The sequence below is a fragment of the Nocardia exalbida NBRC 100660 genome, assembly GCF_000308575.1.
Lineage (GTDB): Bacteria > Actinomycetota > Actinomycetes > Mycobacteriales > Mycobacteriaceae > Nocardia > Nocardia exalbida.
Genome location: NZ_BAFZ01000041.1, coordinates 98,104 through 114,391, shown reverse-complemented (window position 1 = coordinate 114,391; position 16,288 = coordinate 98,104). Strand labels below are relative to the sequence as shown.

Annotated in this window: 15 protein-coding genes and 1 pseudogene; 6 read left to right on the top strand and 10 right to left on the bottom strand. The window is 69.1% G+C overall.

Annotated features, from left to right (window positions below):
• The first annotated feature begins 81 nt into the window (after positions 1–81).
• Positions 82–1,284: a helix-turn-helix domain-containing protein gene (locus ON29_RS09105; protein WP_245548876.1), complete on the top strand. Its 1,203-nt coding sequence runs from the start codon at positions 82–84 to the stop codon at positions 1,282–1,284.
• 46 nt (positions 1,285–1,330) lie between these two features.
• On the opposite strand, the gene ON29_RS09100 is transcribed toward ON29_RS09105, so the two are convergent.
• The 3 genes from ON29_RS09100 to ON29_RS09090 all read right to left on the bottom strand — a co-directional run bounded on the left by ON29_RS09100 (position 1,331) and on the right by ON29_RS09090 (position 3,115).
• Entirely contained in the window at positions 1,331–1,540 is a 210-nt protein-coding gene (locus ON29_RS09100) for a hypothetical protein (protein ID WP_040865722.1), read from the bottom strand.
• A 112-nt stretch (positions 1,541–1,652) separates the two neighbouring features.
• Positions 1,653–2,186, bottom strand: coding sequence for a DUF3145 domain-containing protein (locus tag ON29_RS09095; protein ID WP_040865831.1), 534 nt, complete (start codon positions 2,184–2,186; stop codon positions 1,653–1,655).
• 95 nt (positions 2,187–2,281) lie between these two features.
• Positions 2,282–3,115, bottom strand: coding sequence for a serine hydrolase domain-containing protein (locus ON29_RS09090; protein ID WP_040865721.1), 834 nt, complete (start codon positions 3,113–3,115; stop codon positions 2,282–2,284).
• Positions 3,116–3,157: 42 nt separating this feature from the next.
• Here ON29_RS09090 and ON29_RS36925 point away from each other — a divergent pair.
• From ON29_RS36925 to ON29_RS09080, 3 genes and pseudogenes are all read left to right on the top strand, one after another.
• A pseudogene (locus tag ON29_RS36925) lies at positions 3,158–3,754 on the top strand (serine hydrolase domain-containing protein); the annotation flags it as partial.
• A 161-nt stretch (positions 3,755–3,915) separates the two neighbouring features.
• On the top strand, positions 3,916–4,350 hold the full coding sequence (locus tag ON29_RS36920) for a serine hydrolase (RefSeq protein ID WP_245548882.1): 435 nt from the start codon (positions 3,916–3,918) through the stop codon (positions 4,348–4,350).
• Between the two features lie 108 nt (positions 4,351–4,458).
• Positions 4,459–4,806 (top strand): iron chaperone, encoded by a 348-nt coding sequence (locus ON29_RS09080; protein WP_040865830.1) that lies wholly within the window; start codon positions 4,459–4,461, stop codon positions 4,804–4,806.
• Between the two features lie 7 nt (positions 4,807–4,813).
• Here ON29_RS09080 and ON29_RS09075 read toward each other — a convergent pair whose 3' ends face one another.
• The 3 genes from ON29_RS09075 to ON29_RS09065 form a co-directional block, all read right to left on the bottom strand.
• Positions 4,814–5,944, bottom strand: coding sequence for an NDMA-dependent alcohol dehydrogenase (locus tag ON29_RS09075; RefSeq protein WP_040865720.1), 1,131 nt, complete (start codon positions 5,942–5,944; stop codon positions 4,814–4,816).
• 144 nt (positions 5,945–6,088) lie between these two features.
• A complete protein-coding gene (locus tag ON29_RS09070; RefSeq protein WP_040865719.1) occupies positions 6,089–6,619 on the bottom strand; it encodes a DinB family protein in 531 nt (176 codons plus the stop codon).
• A 72-nt stretch (positions 6,620–6,691) separates the two neighbouring features.
• Complete coding sequence (locus ON29_RS09065; RefSeq protein ID WP_040865718.1) at positions 6,692–7,747, bottom strand: phosphotransferase family protein; 1,056 nt, start codon at positions 7,745–7,747, stop codon at positions 6,692–6,694.
• Between the two features lie 89 nt (positions 7,748–7,836).
• Here ON29_RS09065 and pabB point away from each other — a divergent pair, with 89 nt between their 5' ends.
• Positions 7,837–10,053 (top strand): aminodeoxychorismate synthase component I, encoded by a 2,217-nt coding sequence (gene pabB, locus ON29_RS09060; protein WP_040865717.1) that lies wholly within the window; start codon positions 7,837–7,839, stop codon positions 10,051–10,053.
• Positions 10,054–10,072: 19 nt separating this feature from the next.
• On the opposite strand, the gene ON29_RS09055 is transcribed toward pabB, so the two are convergent.
• The gene (locus ON29_RS09055; protein WP_174371798.1) at positions 10,073–10,573 is read right to left on the bottom strand and encodes a hypothetical protein; all 501 of its coding nucleotides are present in this window, start codon (positions 10,571–10,573) and stop codon (positions 10,073–10,075) included.
• Here ON29_RS09055 and ON29_RS09050 point away from each other — a divergent pair.
• Positions 10,572–12,671, top strand: a complete 2,100-nt coding sequence (locus ON29_RS09050; protein ID WP_373283856.1) for a TerD family protein — start codon at positions 10,572–10,574, stop codon at positions 12,669–12,671. The two genes, ON29_RS09055 and ON29_RS09050, sit on opposite strands and share 2 nt — an antisense overlap.
• A gap of 7 nt (positions 12,672–12,678) precedes the next feature.
• Here the strand turns inward: ON29_RS09050 and ON29_RS09045 are convergent, their stop codons facing one another.
• The 3 genes from ON29_RS09045 to ON29_RS09035 form a co-directional block, all read right to left on the bottom strand.
• A complete protein-coding gene (locus ON29_RS09045; RefSeq protein WP_040865715.1) occupies positions 12,679–13,404 on the bottom strand; it encodes a TetR/AcrR family transcriptional regulator in 726 nt (241 codons plus the stop codon).
• Positions 13,405–13,412: 8 nt separating this feature from the next.
• On the bottom strand, positions 13,413–14,642 hold the full coding sequence (locus ON29_RS09040) for a cytochrome P450 (protein WP_040865828.1): 1,230 nt from the start codon (positions 14,640–14,642) through the stop codon (positions 13,413–13,415).
• Between the two features lie 178 nt (positions 14,643–14,820).
• Positions 14,821–16,224: a DUF1254 domain-containing protein gene (locus tag ON29_RS09035; RefSeq protein ID WP_040865827.1), complete on the bottom strand. Its 1,404-nt coding sequence runs from the start codon at positions 16,222–16,224 to the stop codon at positions 14,821–14,823.
• Positions 16,225–16,288: the final 64 nt, after the last annotated feature.

Below are 16,288 nucleotides of genomic sequence, written 5' to 3'. Positions count from 1 at the left end.
GGCCGAGATCGTCCGGCTACGCTTGATTCATCGAACCAGCGGCGAGAGGGGACAGCCGTGTACAGCTCTGATGATGCCCCGGTGGGCGCGCGGATTCGGCGGCACCGTGAGCGGGCCGGTATGTCGCGCCCGGTTCTCGCGGGATTGGTCGGCCGTTCCGCCGAGTGGTTGAAGGCCGTGGAGAACGGTCGACTGCAGAGTCCGCGCCTGCCGATGTTGCTTCGGATCGCCCGTGCCTTGGAACTGGACGATCTGGCCGAGTTGACCGGAGATGGACATGCGGTTCCGGTCGCGGTATTCGCCGGCGAACGCCATGCGGCCCTGACCGATGTGCAGTCGGCGCTGACGGACTATCGCCTGGCGGCTGCGGACGACTCGGCGGGCACCGAGCACTTGGCTTTGCGTCTGGCGCAGGCGTGGCAGGTGCGACACGCGAGCCCCGATCACCGGACGCAACTCGGTTCGCTACTACCTGGACTGATCAGGGACGCGCAGAACGCCGTGCGCCTTCGCGGCGATGATCGCCGGGCGGCCCGGCGTGTTCTGGCCGGGGTGTACCAGCTCGCGGATTTCTTCGTGGCCTACCAGCCTGCTCCGGAACTCGTCTGGCTCGTCGCTGATCGCGCTCTGAACGAGGGGTATGAGGCAGACGACCCGTACCTGATCGCGAGCGGCGCGTGGTCGATGGTTCAGGCGCTTCGGGACTCCGGCCGCTGGGAGGAGGGAATCGCTCTGGCCCGCACGGCTATCGCGCAGCTGGAGCCGTACCTGGACCGGGAGGGCACGTCGGACGACTGGCACGGGATCGCGGGGGCTCTGCAGGCCGAAATCGCCTATGTACATGCCCGTCGCGGCCGCTACGGCGAAGCGTGGGCGTACTGGGAATCGGCCGATCGGATCGCCCAGCGACTCGGGCCTACCTACCGGCACATCCAGACATCGTTCTCCATCCCGGTGATACAAGCGCACGCAACGACACTCGGAGTCGAACTGCGACGAGCGGGTGAAGGGCTCCGTGCGGCCCACGCGCTGGACGCCGACCGGATAGCTTCCGTCCCACGCCGCAGCCGTCATTTCATCGAGGTGGCCCGCGCCCACTACCAGCGTGACGAATTCGCAGCCGCCTTTGCGATGCTCGACAAGTCCGAACGCACGGCACCCGAGACGATCCGGTACAACGGCTACGCGCGCGACATGCTGCACGCGCTACGGAAGCGACCGCCGTCCGGAATGGGCGAGGACGTTCGAGCTCTGTGCGACCGAGTCGGCATCGCAGCGCACTGAATGAGCCACTCGTCCTCAGCCGGTAGCGGTGCCGCCTTTGCTCTCCTCAGAACAAATGGCACTGGTCGGGCGGCAGGACGCGCACCACGCACAGGCCGACGATGCCGAAGAACAGGACGCTCGCGATCGCGCCTCGTACCGCGTCGACGACGGCCGGGGGCACTTCCACAACCGACCCGACCGGTTCGGCGGTTGCCGTCGCAGGTGCGGCGGTCGCGGCCGTCAGGGCGATCGTTGCGGCGGCGATGATGCGCATACCGGCATGCTTCATGGTCGACTCCTCGTGCTCGGCCCCGACCGTGTCACGACCCTATCCCCGTCGGCGAAACCGGGGCAGACGCCAATTCCGGTGGCTACAGCGGTGACACCTACCCCACGTCCCGGCGCAACCAAGTGACCTCGGCGCCGGTTTCCGTTCCGTAGCGGTAGATTTCGAGGTCCTCGTCCCAGGCGGTGCCGAGGGCGCGGTCGATTTCGGCGGCCAAGTCGTAGGCGGAGTACTTGCCGAGTTCGCGGGTGGCCTGGAGCATGGCGCGCAGGCGCATCTCGCCGACCATGACGTCGCCGTTGGCGCTCGTGGACCCGTGCCACAGACCGAGGCCGGGGACGAAACTGTAGCGTTCGCCGTCCACGCCGTCGCTGGGGTCCTCGGTCACCTCGAAGCGCAGAACGGGCCAGGAGCGCAACGATTGGGCGATCTTCGAGGCGGTGCCGACCGGACCGATCCACTCACTGGTGGCGCGCAGTTGGCCGTCGGCCGGTTGGGCGGTCCAGCGCAGCTTCGCCGGGGCCCCCAGGGCCGAGGTGAGTGCCCACTCGACATGCGGGCACAGCGCGGCAGGCGACGAGTGGATGTAGACCACACCCGCCGTCGCGTCCGCGAACTGACTCGATGCGCGCACCACCAATACCTCCAGCTTCGACGAGGACCGTCTTCCCCAACGATTCGTCGGACTGGCGTTGCCTGAGTGTACTGGAGTGCCCGAAGTTACGCGTGTTACTTCGCGACCGTGTTGCGACCGGCTGTCGCCTCCGCGATCACGGCGTCGCTCAGTGGTGGCCAGGCCGCCCGCGCCCAGTCGCCGAAATTCTCGTCGCTCAAGGCGAGACACGCCAACCCCGATTTCGGGTCAACCCATAAAAATGTCCCGGATTGGCCGAAATGTCCATAGGTTTGTGGCGAATTCGTGCCACCGGTCCAGTGCGGAGACTTGCCGTCGCGGATTTCGAAGCCGAGTCCCCAGTCGTTGGGGCGCTGCGAACCGTAGCCGGGCAGCACGCCGTTCAGGCCGGGGAACTGGACGGAGGTGGCCTCCGCGTGCGTCTGCGCCGAGATCAACCGGGGGTTCAGCAATTCGGCGGCGAAGCGGGCCAGGTCCGCCGCGCTGGACCGGCCCGCATGCCCGGCCGGACCGGCCAGGACCGAAGCGGTCATGCCCAGCGGCTCGAACACGGCGTCGCGCAGGTACTCGTCGAACGCGATCCCGGTCTGCGCGGTGAGGAATTCGGCGAGCACTTCGAAACCCGCGCTGGAGTAGATCCGCCGGGAGCCGGGCGACGCCTGGATGTCGGTGGTGTCGAACGCTAGTCCCGAGGCGTGCGCCAGCAGATGACGCACCGTGGCGCCGGGCGGTCCGGCGGGCTGGTCGAGGTCGACCGCGCCCTCCTCCACCGCGACGAGCACGGCGTAGGCGACCAGCGGCTTGGTCACCGACGCGAGCGGGAACACCCGCTCGACATCGCCTTCGCTCGCGACGCCGCCGTCGGCGGTGACCACCGCGGCCGCCGCGTGCCGAACCGGCCATTCCCGAATCTGCTCGAGTGAACGCACCCTGCGAGCCTACGAGAACCGGGTAGCTACCATCGACTCGCCATGAGTGAAAAGCCCACTGTTCACGGCGAGGTCGCATCTGGTTTCGAACCGGTCGCCGACGCCTTCCGCCGCAACTTCGAGCGCCACGGCGAAATCGGCGCCGCCGTAGCGGTCTACGCCGGTGAACGCCCCGTGGTCGACCTGTGGGCCGGCTTCCGTGATCGCCGGCGCACGCTGCCCTGGGAGCGGGACACGATCGTTCCGGTGTTCTCCTCGACCAAGGGCATGGCGGCGTTCACCGTCGCCACCGCGGTAACCAAGGGTCTGCTCGACTACGAGCAGCCGGTGGCGAAGTACTGGCCGGAGTTCGCCGCCCACGGCAAGGAGGCGATCACGGTGCGCCAGCTGATCGACCACCAGGCCGGGCTGTCCGGCCTCAGCGAGATCGTGCGGCTGCCCCAGATCGCCGACCTGGACGGCCTCGCACACATTCTCGCGGCGCAGAAACCGGCTTGGCGGCCCGGCACCAGGCACGGTTATCACGCGATCACCCTCGGCCTGTACCAGGGCGAGTTGCTGCGCCGCGTCGACCCGCACCACCGCACGCTCGGGCGGATCTTCGCCGAGGACATCGCCGCACCGCTCGGTGTCGATTTCCACATCGGTCTGCCCGCCGAGCAGAGCATGGACCGCGTCGCCGCGATGTCGGCCACCCGCGGCCTGGACGTGTTGCGCTACGAGCGCGATATCCCGCTGCGGATCGGTGCGGAGATCTACGCCGGACGCGGGCTGTCGCACGCGGCGCTGACCAACCCGCGCTGCGGGGCTCCGGCGCGGGCGACCCGGCGCGAGTTCCTCGAGGTGGAATGCCCGGGTCCAACGGGGTGGGCAACGCCCGCGCGCTGGCCGAGGTCTACGGCGCGGCCGCCGGTCGCACCGGCGCGCTCCCGATCGACGACGCGCTGCTGGACCGGCTCGCCACCGGCCGCACCGCCGACGACGTCCCCGCCGAGGACTTGGTGCTGCACACCAAGAGCCGCTACCACCTCGGCTTCCGCAAGTCGCGCGGTAGCTTCCGCTTCGGCTCCGACAAACGCGCCTACGGCACCACGGGCCTCGGCGGTTCGTTCGGCTTCGCCGACCCGGCCACCGGCCTTGGCTTCGGTTACACGATGAACCGGCTGGGCCTTGCCGTCCTCGACGACATCCGCAGCCGCAACCTGCGCGAAGCCCTGCTGCGCTGCCGGATCTGAACTCCGGCGCCGCGCCGGGCCTCTCGCGAACCGCTGTCCGGCGTACCGGCTGCCTACACTCGGGAGGCACTCGCCGACCAGCTACCGACCGTGGAATCGAGGAAGCTCGTGGCAGACCGACCGGCCACCGTGGACGCGTATCTCGCGGCGTTCCCCGACGACGCGCGCGGCATCCTCGACGCGATCCGGCGCACCATCCAGGACGCCCTGCCGGAGGCCACCGAGGTGATCAGCTACGACATACCCACCTTCCGGTTGCACGGCCGCAACGTCGTGCACTTCGCGGGGTGGAAGCAGCACGTCAGCCTCTACCCGATCCCGGACGGCGATCCCGCGTTGGCACGCGAGCTCGAGCCGTACCGGGCGGGCAAGGGAACGCTGCGGTTCCGGCTCGGCGAACCGGTGCCGTACGACCTGATCGCACGGATTGTCACCGCGCTCGCCGAGCGGCGGTGAGGGCTCTCTACCAGTCGGCCTCGGTGTACTTGATGATCCCGCGAATGTTCTTGCCGTCCAGCATGTCCTGGTAGCCCTGGTTGATCTCTTCCAGGGAGTAGCTGCGGGTGACCATGTCGTCCAGGTTGAGCTGGCCGGCCTTGTACAGCGACAGCAGGCGCGGCGCGTCCTGGCGGGCGTTGCCACCGCCGAAGATGCAGCCCTTCACCGTCTTCTGCAACATCGACAGCAGGAAGCTGTTGAGCTTGACGTCGTTCTCGTCCATCCGGCCCATCGAGGTGACCACCAGGGTGCCCGCCTTCGAGGTGAGGATCAGGCCCTCCTCGATGTACTCGCCGTGCATCTCGCCCATGGTCAGGATGACCTTCTCGGCCATTCGACCCTCGGTGGCCTCCAACAGCGGCATGATCGCGGCGGCCATGCTCTCGTAGGTGTGCGTGGCGCCGAACTTCTGCGCCTGCTCGCGCTTCCACGGGTTCGGGTCGATGGCCACCACCTTCGACGCGCCCGACAGCACCGCGCCCTGCAACGCGCTCATGCCGACGCCGCCGATGCCCGCGATCACCACGGTCTCGCCCGGCGCCACCTGCGCCACGTGGGTGGAGGAGCCGAAACCGGTGGGGACGCCACAGCCGACCAGGCAGGCCACCTCGAACGGAATGCTCGGATCGATCTTCACCACGGAGGTGTGGTGCACCGTCATGTACGGCGCGAAGGTGCCCAGCAGGCACATCGGGATGACGTTCTCGCCGCGGGCCTGGATGCGGTAGGTGCCGTCGCTGATCGCCTGCCCCATCAGCAGGCCTGCGCCCAGGTCGCACAGCGCCATGTGTCCTGCCACGCAGGCCGGACAGCGGCCGCAGGCGGGGATGAACGACAGGATCACATGGTCGCCGACCTGGAGGTCGGCCGGGCAGTTCGGGCCGAGCTCGGTGATCACGCCCGCGCCCTCGTGCCCGCCCATGACGGGGAAGGACGGCATCGGGGTCGCGCCGGTCACGATGTGGTGATCGGAGTGGCACATACCGGCGGTTTCCATCCGGATCTGCACCTCGCCGGCGACCGGGTCACCGACCTCGATCTCCTCCACCGACCACGGCTGGTCGATCCCCCACAGGATCGCGCCCTTCGTCTTCATTCCTGTCGACCCTCTCGCATGCACGTGCTTTCATGTGACTGCACCCACAGTACGAGAAAAATGTAACGCGTTCTAGTACCGGTCGGAAAATTCGTCGGCAAAGCGTGACGTTGACGCCGAACGCGTTACAGTTCGGCGATGCGTTCACCCGCGAACGTCGTGCACATGGTGCAGGAGATCATGGAGGATGTACCGGGCGAACGACTCCACCGTGAACTCCGCTCCGTCACTGCGCGCACCGCGCAGACCGCGGCGTTCGGGTGGCACCGATTCGAAAGCCAGCGCCGCGCGATCGGCGGCCTCGGCCAGTTCCCCGGCCACCACGGCCGGCTCCTGCTCGTTGTAGCGGTCGGTGGCCGCGGCCGCGTCCTGATCCCAGTTCGGGAAACGCGGCGGCTCCCCGTCGGAGTCATCGGTCAGCATCAGGCCGAGGCGAGTGCCGGACATGCGGCACACGTCGCGCACGTGAGCGCCGTACTCCAGCGCCGACCAAGTCGATTCGTCCGGCCGCGCGCGCATGCCGGGGCGGTCGAGCACCGCGGCGAAACGGACGGCCGTCTCCCGGATCAGCGCGGGCACGGCTTCGTAGGCGGTCGCGGCGGCGTCGAAACCGCATTCGGGACAGGGGCGGCTCAGCACCCAGGTCCAGTCCTTGACATCGGGAACGATCGGCATGCGCTCAACCTAGGCGCGGCCGGACAGCGCCTTCCACCGATATCCGGTCAACTATCGGGCACATCCCGACAGTCACTCCATCAGCCGCCGCGCCCGCTCGAAGAGTTCCAGTGTGATCGCGTGCAGGAAGTCGCCGACCTGCTTGGGGGCCTTGCCCGCGAAGGCGCGGGCGTGCGTGCCCTCCAGGACGATGCCGAGCTTGAAGCAGGCCAGCACGGTGTACCAGGGCATCGCGCTGAGGTCGCGATCGGAGAACTGCCCGTAGTGCGCGATCATCTCCTCGGCCGTCGGCAGACCGCCGACCGCGCCGAGCTTGCCGACCAGCGCGGCGCCGGTGGTGCCGGGCTCCGGGCGGGTGGCGATCTGCCAGCCCAGGTCCAGCAGCGGGTCGCCGATGGTGGACATCTCCCAGTCGACCATCGCCGCCACCTGCGGGCCGTCGAACTCGAACATCATGTTCGCCAGATGGCAGTCACCGTGCAGGATGCCGGGAGTCCACTGCGCGGGGCGATTGCGGTCCAGCCACTCGCCCACCGCCGCCACGCCGGGAATCTCCGGACCGGGGTAGCCCTCGTTGGCCGAGTACGACTCCAGCTCGCCGAGCCAGCGCGGCACCTGGCGCTCCAGAAAGCCCTCCGGCTTGCCGTAGTCGGCCAAGCCGAGCGCCTGGTAGTCCAGCGCACCGAGCCGCGCGATGGCTTCGACCGCCGACAGGCCCATCTGCCTGCGAACTTCCGGATCGCCCGCGTGCAATTCGGGCAGTTCGTTCTGCGGATTGAAACCGTGGATCGGCTCCATCAGGTAGAAGACCGCGCCGAGCACCGACTCGTCGGCGCAGGCCGCGATCACCCTCGGCGCGCGGACCTCGGTGCCGCCCAGCGCGCCGAGCAGCCTGGCCTCGCGCCGGATCACGTCGTTGCTCTTGGCGCGCAGGTGCTTCGGGCCGCGGCGCAGCACGTACGTGCGGCCGCCGCGCGTGAAGCGGAGCATGATGTTCTGCGTTCCGCCACCGAGCGCGATCACATCCTCGAACGCACCCCCGGACAGACCCTGCTCATCCATCCACTTTCCGACGACGGTGAAGTCGACGACGGCGGGATCCACATCGACCGGTTGCGCAACAGACATGCACCACATTGTGCACCACCCGCCGACCCGAACTGAAGGCAGACGACAACAGTTAGCTCCGACCGGTGCGGCGTAGGGTTTCCAGAACCATGCACACGCTGTTGATCGACAACTACGACTCGTTCACCTACAACCTGTACCAGCTGATCAGCGAGGTGAACGGCGTCGAGCCGGCGGTCGTGCGCAACGACGAGGCGCGCACGGTCGCCGAACTCGATCTGGGACGCTTCGACAACGTCGTGGTCTCGCCCGGACCGGGACGGCCGGGCGTGGCACGCGACATGGGAATCTCCACGGCGGTGATCGGCGAGAGCGACCTGCCGTTGCTCGGGGTGTGCCTGGGCCACCAAGGCATCGTGGTCGCGGCGGGCGGCGTGGTCGCCGAGGCGCCCGCCGCCAGGCACGGGTATCTCGATCGCATCCAGCACGACGACCGCGACCTGTTCGCTGGGATTCCGCAGGGCTTCACCGCGGTGCGCTATCACTCGCTGTGCGCGCTGCGACCGCTGCCGGACGATCTGGAGATCACCGCGCTGTCCGGTGACGGCGTCGTGATGGGCGTTCGGCACCGCGCGCGCCCGCAGTGGGGCGTGCAGTTCCATCCGGAATCAATCGCGAGCGAGTTCGGCGCGGCGCTGCTGCGCAACTTCGCCAAGCTCACCGCCGCGCATCGGAGCAGGCGTGCCTCCACGGTGGGGAACCCGTCGATCATCCCGGCGCGTGATCGCGTGGCGGAGCCGGTCCCGGCACGATTCCCCCCTCCCGACGCGGCCTCGCCCGTGCCGCTCGCGGCCGAGCAGTTCCCCGCCGCGGCCGTCGAGCTCGATCGCGCGTCATCCGCTGGGCGCACGGGCCCGATGCGTTCCGTACCGCGGACCTACCGGCTCCAGCGGGCCGTGCTCGAACGGCCGATCGATACCGAGCGCGCGTTCGTGCAGTTGTACGGCAACTCCCCGACGGCGTTCTGGCTCGACAGCGAGCATGTGGAGCCCGGAGCCGACCGGTTCTCCTTCCTGGGCGACGCGAGCGGTCCACTGGCCGAGGTGCTGCGCTATCGCGTGGGCGACGGCGAGGTGACCGTCGAGTCCTCCGACGGGCATCGGCGCACCGCCCCGGGCGGCATCCTCGATTTCCTGGCCGCCGAACTGCGCGCGCGCCGGCTCGAATTGCCCGACCTGCCCTTCGATTTCGTCGGCGGCTACGTCGGTTATCTCGGTTACGAGGTGAAAGCCGACTGCGGTGGGAACGCGGTTCACCGCGCGCCGACCCCGGACGCCCAGTGGATCTTCGCCGACCGGATGGTGGTGGTCGACCACGTCGGCGGGCGCACGCACCTGCTGGCGCTGAGCGACGACGTGGAGACCGCCCGATCCGCCGCCGACTGGCTGCGCGACACCCGCGAAACCCTGAACACCCTCCCGACCTGGACGAATCCGCCGCCGCTCGAGGTGCCGCCGGACGATGACGCCGTCGAGCCCCTGCTCACCCGCGGCCGGGAGCGCTATCTCGCCGACATCGCGGTCTGCCAGGAGCGGTTGCACGCCGGCGAGTCCTACGAGATCAACTTGACCGACAGCGCCACGATCCCCGCCACCGCGGCCGACGGCCTCGATTTCTACCGCACGCTGCGCCGGTGCAACCCCGCCCCGTACGCCGCCTACCTGCGCTTCGACGACCTGGACATCGCCTGCTCGTCGCCGGAGCGCTTCTTGAAGGTCGACCGCCGCCGCATCGTGGAGAGCAAGCCGATCAAGGGGACCGCGCCGCGCGGCGCGACACCCGAGCAGGACGAGCGCCTGCGCCGGGAGCTGGCCGACAGCCCGAAGACCAGGGCGGAGAATCTCATGATCGTCGATCTGCTGCGCAACGATCTGGGCCGGGTCTGCGAGATCGGCAGTGTGTATGTCCCGAAGCTGATGGCCACCGAGCAGTACGCGACCGTGCACCAACTGGTCTCGACGGTGCGCGGCAGGCTGCGCCCGGAGGTCGGCGTGGTCGATTGCCTGCGCGCCTGTTTTCCCGGCGGCTCGATGACCGGCGCGCCGAAGCTGCGCACCATGGAGATCATCGATGCGCTGGAAACCGAAGCGCGCGGGGTCTATTCGGGCACGATCGGTTTCCTCGGGCTCGGTGGCACCGCGGACCTCAACATCGTGATCCGCACCGCCGTGCGCTACGGCGGACACTGGCGGATCGGGGCTGGCGGCGCCATCGTGCTCGACTCCGACCCCGCCGACGAGTACCACGAGGTCCTGCTCAAGGCGGCCGCCACGTTGCGCGCGGCCGCCGACCACGCGCACCGCTGAACGCGAGCGTCCTTCTCGACTATTTGCGCCGCTTCGCCGGCTTTCGCCGGGGGGGCTGCTCAGCGGGTTGTTCTTCGGCCGCGCTCAGGCCGGTCAGCTTGCCGAGCAAAGCGATTCCGGGCAGTCTCGCCAGACGCCCGAACACGTCCTCACCGAGCGAGATCATCGCCTCCAGCCGGGGCAGCAGCCGGTCGTAGGCAGCGAAGGCCGGGTCGGCCAGGGCCAGGGTGCGGTCGAGCCGATCGATGGTCGAGTTGAGCCGCTCGATCGCGGTCGAGAGGCTCTCGATGAGGCCGGGCAGTTGGGCGGCCAGCTGCGCGGACGCGGGCGGCAGCCGGACTGCCGTGTCGAACGCCGAGGTCGCGGTGAGCTGGGCGGCTTCCAGTGCTTGGCCCGCGGCCGTCTGCGCCGCTTCGACCGCCGCCTGGGCGGCGGCGAGGACGTCGGCGGGGCCGGGCACGCGCCCGCTGGGCAGTCTCGGGGTCGGCGGCTTACGACCCGGGCGTTTCGGGTTCGTCATGGGGAACACTGTGCCGCACGCCCCGCCGAAGGACCTCCCCTCGCGCGTTCGGCGTGTCGGAGGGGCGTGGCATAGTTCGAGCACAATGAAACTCAGCAAGGGCGCGAACGCAGCGGTACCGACATCCCTTCTAGCCGTGGTTGTTTCATGGCGATCGGAGCACGCGGTGGACGCGCACGCCTTGCTGCTGGACGCGAACGGCACGGTCCGCTCGGATCGGGACCTGGTGTTCTACAACGCGCCGCGGCACGTCTCGCAGGCGGTCACGCTCGATCAGGAACCCGCGCCGGGCACCGCGCGGCTGAGCGTCTCGCTGCCGCGCACCGAAGCGGACGTCGAGCGCATCGTCGTCTCCGGATCGGTGGAGGGAAGCACCTTCGGCGACATCCGGGAGCTGACCGTCGCCGTGCACTCGGTCGACGGGGTGGTCGCGGCGTTCGAGATCGATGACGCGGACGCGGTCTCGGCGCTGATGTTCGGCGAGTTCTACCGCCGCGACGGGCAGTGGCGGTTCCGGGCGATCGGACAGGGCTGGTCCAGCGGGCTGGCCGGGTTGGTCGGCGAGTTCGGCGTGCAGGTCGACGACCCGTCGGCGCCCGCCCGCACCACCCATCCCACCAATCCGTTCCGGGTGCACCGATCGGCGACACCGGCTCGCGAACGACTCCAGGCCGCCGCCGACTCCGGCCTCGGCTCGGCCGATCGCCACGACTTCGCCCAGTCCCGGCACCTCCCGCACGGGTCGTTCTCCTCCGGCCAGTCACGCAGGAACGGGGAATCCGCCGCGGCCGAGCGAACGGACGCATCGAACGTCGCCGCCGAACACGCTCCGGTGCAACGCGTCCGCGAGCACGACCACCGAGCCGAGAACCCACCTGGGCGATCCGAAGGGCCCGAAGCGCCACGCCCCGGCACCCCCGCATGGCCACGCACCGAAGTGCTCGGCCGCGCCGACACCGCTCCCCTCCCACGCACTCCTCGTCCGGTCGATCTCAACCGCTACACCCCCGAAAGCGCACCTCCCCCACCGCCCCCGGACCCCGAACGCGCGGACTGGCACCCGGATCCGGAGAACCCGCAGCGCATGCGCTGGTGGGACGGCGCAGGATGGACCGAGGACCGGTATCTGCCCCCTCCGCGCGGCGACCGCCACTGCGCTCGCTGCGCAAGCCCGCTGCGCCGCAAGTTCTTCGGCGGGTTCGCCCCGTGCCAGAGGTGTGCCGAGGAGATCGAGGAATACCTCGTCCATTGGCACACCCGGGCCTGGCGGGTGCTCACCGGCCACGGTCCGCGTGGCCCCGAGTGGGCGGCGCTGTGGGCGTCGTTGCGTTATCAGCGGATCGACGCCGAAGCCGGACGCGCGGCGTTGCGCGACGCGGCGCTCAGCTATGTGGAGCGGCTGGTCACCTTCGCCTTCGCCGACGGCGAGGTCAGGCACGCGGAACTGGAACTGTTCGAGCAGGCGGTCACCGAACTCGGCCTCGGCGGACCGCTGATCGATGACCTGCGCAGACGGATGCATCGCGGCAACACCCTCTATCGGTTGCGCACGGGCGACCTGCCGGTGGTGCGCACGCCCGGGCTGCACCTGGACCCCGAGGAGAAGGTGCATCTGGACCTGCCCGCGACGCACGTCCGTCAGCTCGCGCGCGGCCCGAAGCTCACCGAGGGCAGGCTGATCGGCAGCAACAAGAAGCTGCGTTTCGTCGGCGCCGACACCGGTATCGAGATGCCTTGGTCACGGGTGGTTTCCGTGCGAGCGGAGCAAGGCGCGGTGGTGATCGCGGCCACCTCGGCGCGCGGCGGCGCGACGTTCGCCGTCGACGATCCGGACTACGTGTCGGCCGCGCTGGAAGGCGCGCTGCGCGTGGCCAAACGTCTCGTCCTCACTCCGGGCCAGCGTGATACCCGCAGCATTTCGCAGGAGGTGAAGGCGCAGGTGTGGCAGCGCGACGGCGGTCGATGCGTCGAATGCGGCGACGGGCACTACCTGGAGTTCGACCACATCATTCCGCTCAGCCGCGGTGGCGCGACCAGCGCGGCGAACCTCCAGATCCTGTGCCGCGCGTGCAACCGGGCCAAGGGCGCCCGCATCTAGCCCGGTCTCACTCGGTGAGCAAGCCCGCCGTGCGGCCCAGATCGGCGAGCATCGCGTCGAACAGGATCTCCGGATTGTCCAGCGGGATCGGGTAGTTCCCGAAGACCTCGAGTGTGACGTGCCCGTAGAGCCGCGCCCAGATCTGGATCATCAGATAGGTCACCCCGAGATCCAGTTTCTCGGCGGGGAATTTCTGGCTCGACTCCGACAGCGCGGCCAGCAGCTCGGTCTGGAAGTGCACCAGGTCCTCGCGCAGCTCCGGCGGAATGACGTCGGTGGACGGCGTGACGATGTCGTAGGTGGCCAGCAGCCTGCCCGCCGCGGCCAGGAAGACCCGGCCGAAGGGCTCGTCGAAGCGGCGCAGCGCGCGGGCCTGCCCGGCGCCGGGCGAGGCGAACACCAGGGTGAACTCCCTGGTGTGCGTCAGCGCCCAGCGCCGGAAGCCACGGCAGATGGCGAAGAACTGCACGGCGCCGTCGTCGGGCAGGGTGGCGATCTCGGCGGTCAGTTCCGCCGCCAGGTCGGCGCAGAAGTCCAGCCGCAGCCGCTCCAGCAGGTCTTCCAGCGAGTTGTAGTACCGGTACAGCGCGGGCGCGGTGACTCCGAGTTCGCGCGCGATGGCGCGCAGGGTGACCGCATCGGGCCCGCGTTCGACCAGCAGCGCGCTGGCCACCCGCCGGATATCGGTGTCGGTCACCACCGGCGCGCGACCCCGTGGTCTGGACTGTTGCACCGATCGATTCAAGCGTATTCGACTTCCCAGCGCTTGATTCCGTTCAGCCAGCCCGACCGCAGCCGCACCGGCTCGGCGACCTGCCGCAGGTTGGGCATCACGTCGGCGATGGCGTTGAACATCAGATCGATCTGCAGCCTGGCCAGGTTCGCGCCGACGCAGTAGTGCGTGCCGGTGCCGCCGAAACCCACGTGCGGATTGGGATCGCGCAGCACGTCGAAGGTGAACGGATCCGCGAAGGCCTCCTCGTCGAAATTGGCCGAGCTGTAGAACAATCCGAGCCGCTGCCCCTTCTCGATCTCCTGGCCGCCGAGCACGGTGTCCTGGGTCGCGGTGCGCTGGAACGCGGTGACCGGTGTGGCCCACCGGACGATCTCGTCGGGGGCGGTGCGCGGGCGCTGCTGCCGGTAGATCTCCCACTGCTCGGGGTGGTCCACGAACGCTTTCATGCCGTGGGTGATCGAATTGCGCGTGGTCTCGTTGCCCGCGACCGACAGCAGGATGACGAAGAACGCGAACTCGTCCGAGCCGAGGTGCTCGCCGTCGATGTCGGCGTTGACCAGCTGGGTGACGATGTCCTCGGCCGGGCAGGCGCGCCGCTGCTCGGCCATGTTCCAGGCGTAGCCCATCACCTCGGCGGTGGCGGCGTGGTGATCGCCGTCGAACTCCGGGTCGTCGTAGGAGATCATCTGGTTGGACCAGTCGAAGATCTTCTTCCGGTCCTCCTGCGGGATGCCGAGCAGCTCGGCGATGGCCTGCAACGGCAGTTCGCAGGCGACCTGTTCGACGAAGTCGCCGCTGCCGGACTTCTTCGCCTCGTGCACGATCCGCGCGGCGCGTTCGGTCAGCGCGGCGCGCAGGCTCTCCACCGCGCGCGGGGTGAAGCCCTTGGAGATGATGCGGCGGGTCTTGGTGTGCTTGGGCGGATCGAGGTTGAGCAGCAGCATGTCGCCGAGCATGTCGATCTGCTCGCGCGTGGTCTCCTCGTTGAACCGGATGATGGCGGTGTTCTCGTGCGAGGAGAACACCTCGGGATTCTTCGAGATCTCCTTGATGTGCGCGAGCTTGGAGACGACCCAGTAGCCACCGTCGTCGAACCCGCTGGCCCGATCGGGCTGCGCGCACCACCACACCGGGGCGGTGCGGCGCAGTTCGGCGAACTCTCCGATGGGCAGGCGGGTGGCCAGCAGGTCGGGGTCGGTGAAGTCGAATCCCGTGGGGATCGAGGGCGTGGTCACGGTCACGGCTAACTCCTACGGCGGTCTGGGCGCAGACCTGACAACGATGCAGGGGACACGGTCAAGGAGATGCAACCACAGAACCAGGGTTCGTGAACAGCGTTTAGTAAAACCTGTTTACTTTTTTCGGCGCGCCCGGCCCCGCATCGCCTCGCCGGGGTGAACGCAGACCGGCTCGTCAGAGCGTGATCAGCGGCGGTGGCTGCCAACGCCGCTGCAAGACGGCCGCTTTCGGTGCGAACAACGCCAGGGTCACCGAGAATGGGTCCGATTTCGGGACGGGCAGCCAGTTGCCGTCGGGGATGCCCGAACCCGGATCATCGTGCTGGAGTGTGAGGTCGAGGGAGCCGTCCGGGTTGAGCACCACGGGCACATGGTGACCGATCGAGTAGATCCCGGCCGGATTGGACACCAGGTAATCGGCGGCATCGTAGACGACCAGCGACCAGAACGCGTCCACCGGCGGCAGCTCGCCCGAGGCGAAGTGCAGCCGGAACGGACCGGAGCCGCCGGGGACCGCCGTGAAGAGGTAATGCGCGTCCTCGGGCAGCGGGATGCCGAGCGCGCCGTACGCGGTGACCGCTCGCAGCAGATAGTCGGTGCCGTACCGGCCCGCCCCGAGGTCGGAGACCCAGCCGTTGTCGTTGACCGTATTCGTGCCCATCGTCACCGGGAGCTGCTGCTTCACGGTGTCGGCCGCGGCGGTCAGTTCACCGTCGGAGATGCCTTCGACCGCGCCGCCGGGCCGGATGCCGATCGTCGCGAAGCGGCGCATGGCGGGCTCGTCCTCGGGAGCGGGCGGATCGACCGCAAGCACCGCGCACATCCGATCGAAGAAATCGCGCGCGTTCATCTCCATGACCTGATCGACCGGGCGTCGCGTCTCCGGTTGCCCGCTGGGCGCGCTCGCGGGCGGCTCGGCGCCCGCCCTCCACGCACTCAACGGAACCAGCCGCAACCTCTCCTGCACCGAGTGCACGACCGAGAGGTCCTTCTCGCCGTCGACCTGGATACGCACGATCAGCCACACCGTCGGCGTGGGCATCGGCAAGGGCGTGAGACCTTCGGGCAGGGCACCCGACCAGCCCGGGCCGGTCACCACGTAGGTGAACGGCGCCGATGCCGACCGCGCCTGCGGCCGGACACTGCTCGGGTTGTGCACGTTGTTCGTCCAGGCGTCCAGCACCTGCGCCAGCCAGAACCGGCCCCCTTCGATCGCGGGGACGCTCAGCACCATCGGCTCGTTCGTCACGTCGAGCCACGCGGTCGAGTGCAGCGTGTCGGGGTCCGGCCGCGCCACGTTCCGCTGTGCGTGGGTCGGCAACGAGGTCTCGTGCTCGAACCGGTTGACGGGCGTGGACGCCCCCGCCGCGATCCGGGCGACGTCCATCAGCACCAGCGGAAAGCCGAACACATAGGCGTCCTTGGCGATCGCTCCGGCCTCGCTGGTCACCGTCGGGTGGGCCGAGTCGTCCTCGTCCGATCCGCCGCACGACGCCGCGCCGAGCGCGGCCACCGACGCCGCCATCCCCAGCACGGTGCGCCGCGACAGCGCGGATTCACGGTAGGTCCGGTCGTCCATGATCCTGTTCCGTCTCCGATCCGATCGGTCGCCGAGCCGGGTCCGTTCCGGAGTATAGCCACCT

Bases quoted from the DNA above. Each gene is read 5' to 3' on its own strand.
- ON29_RS09035 (WP_040865827.1), bottom strand. From the start codon at position 16,224: ATGGACGACCGGACCTACCGTGAATCCGCGCTGTCGCGGCGCACCGTG.
- ON29_RS09055 (WP_174371798.1), bottom strand. From the start codon at position 10,573: ATGACGAACCCGAAACGCCCGGGTCGTAAGCCGCCGACCCCGAGACTG.
- ON29_RS09070 (WP_040865719.1), bottom strand. From the start codon at position 6,619: ATGCCGATCGTTCCCGATGTCAAGGACTGGACCTGGGTGCTGAGCCGC.
- ON29_RS09100 (WP_040865722.1), bottom strand. From the start codon at position 1,540: ATGCGCATCATCGCCGCCGCAACGATCGCCCTGACGGCCGCGACCGCC.
- pabB (WP_040865717.1), top strand. From the start codon at position 7,837: ATGCACACGCTGTTGATCGACAACTACGACTCGTTCACCTACAACCTG.
- ON29_RS09050 (WP_373283856.1), top strand. From the start codon at position 10,572: ATGGGGAACACTGTGCCGCACGCCCCGCCGAAGGACCTCCCCTCGCGC.
- ON29_RS09065 (WP_040865718.1), bottom strand. From the start codon at position 7,747: ATGTCTGTTGCGCAACCGGTCGATGTGGATCCCGCCGTCGTCGACTTC.
- ON29_RS09075 (WP_040865720.1), bottom strand. From the start codon at position 5,944: ATGAAGACGAAGGGCGCGATCCTGTGGGGGATCGACCAGCCGTGGTCG.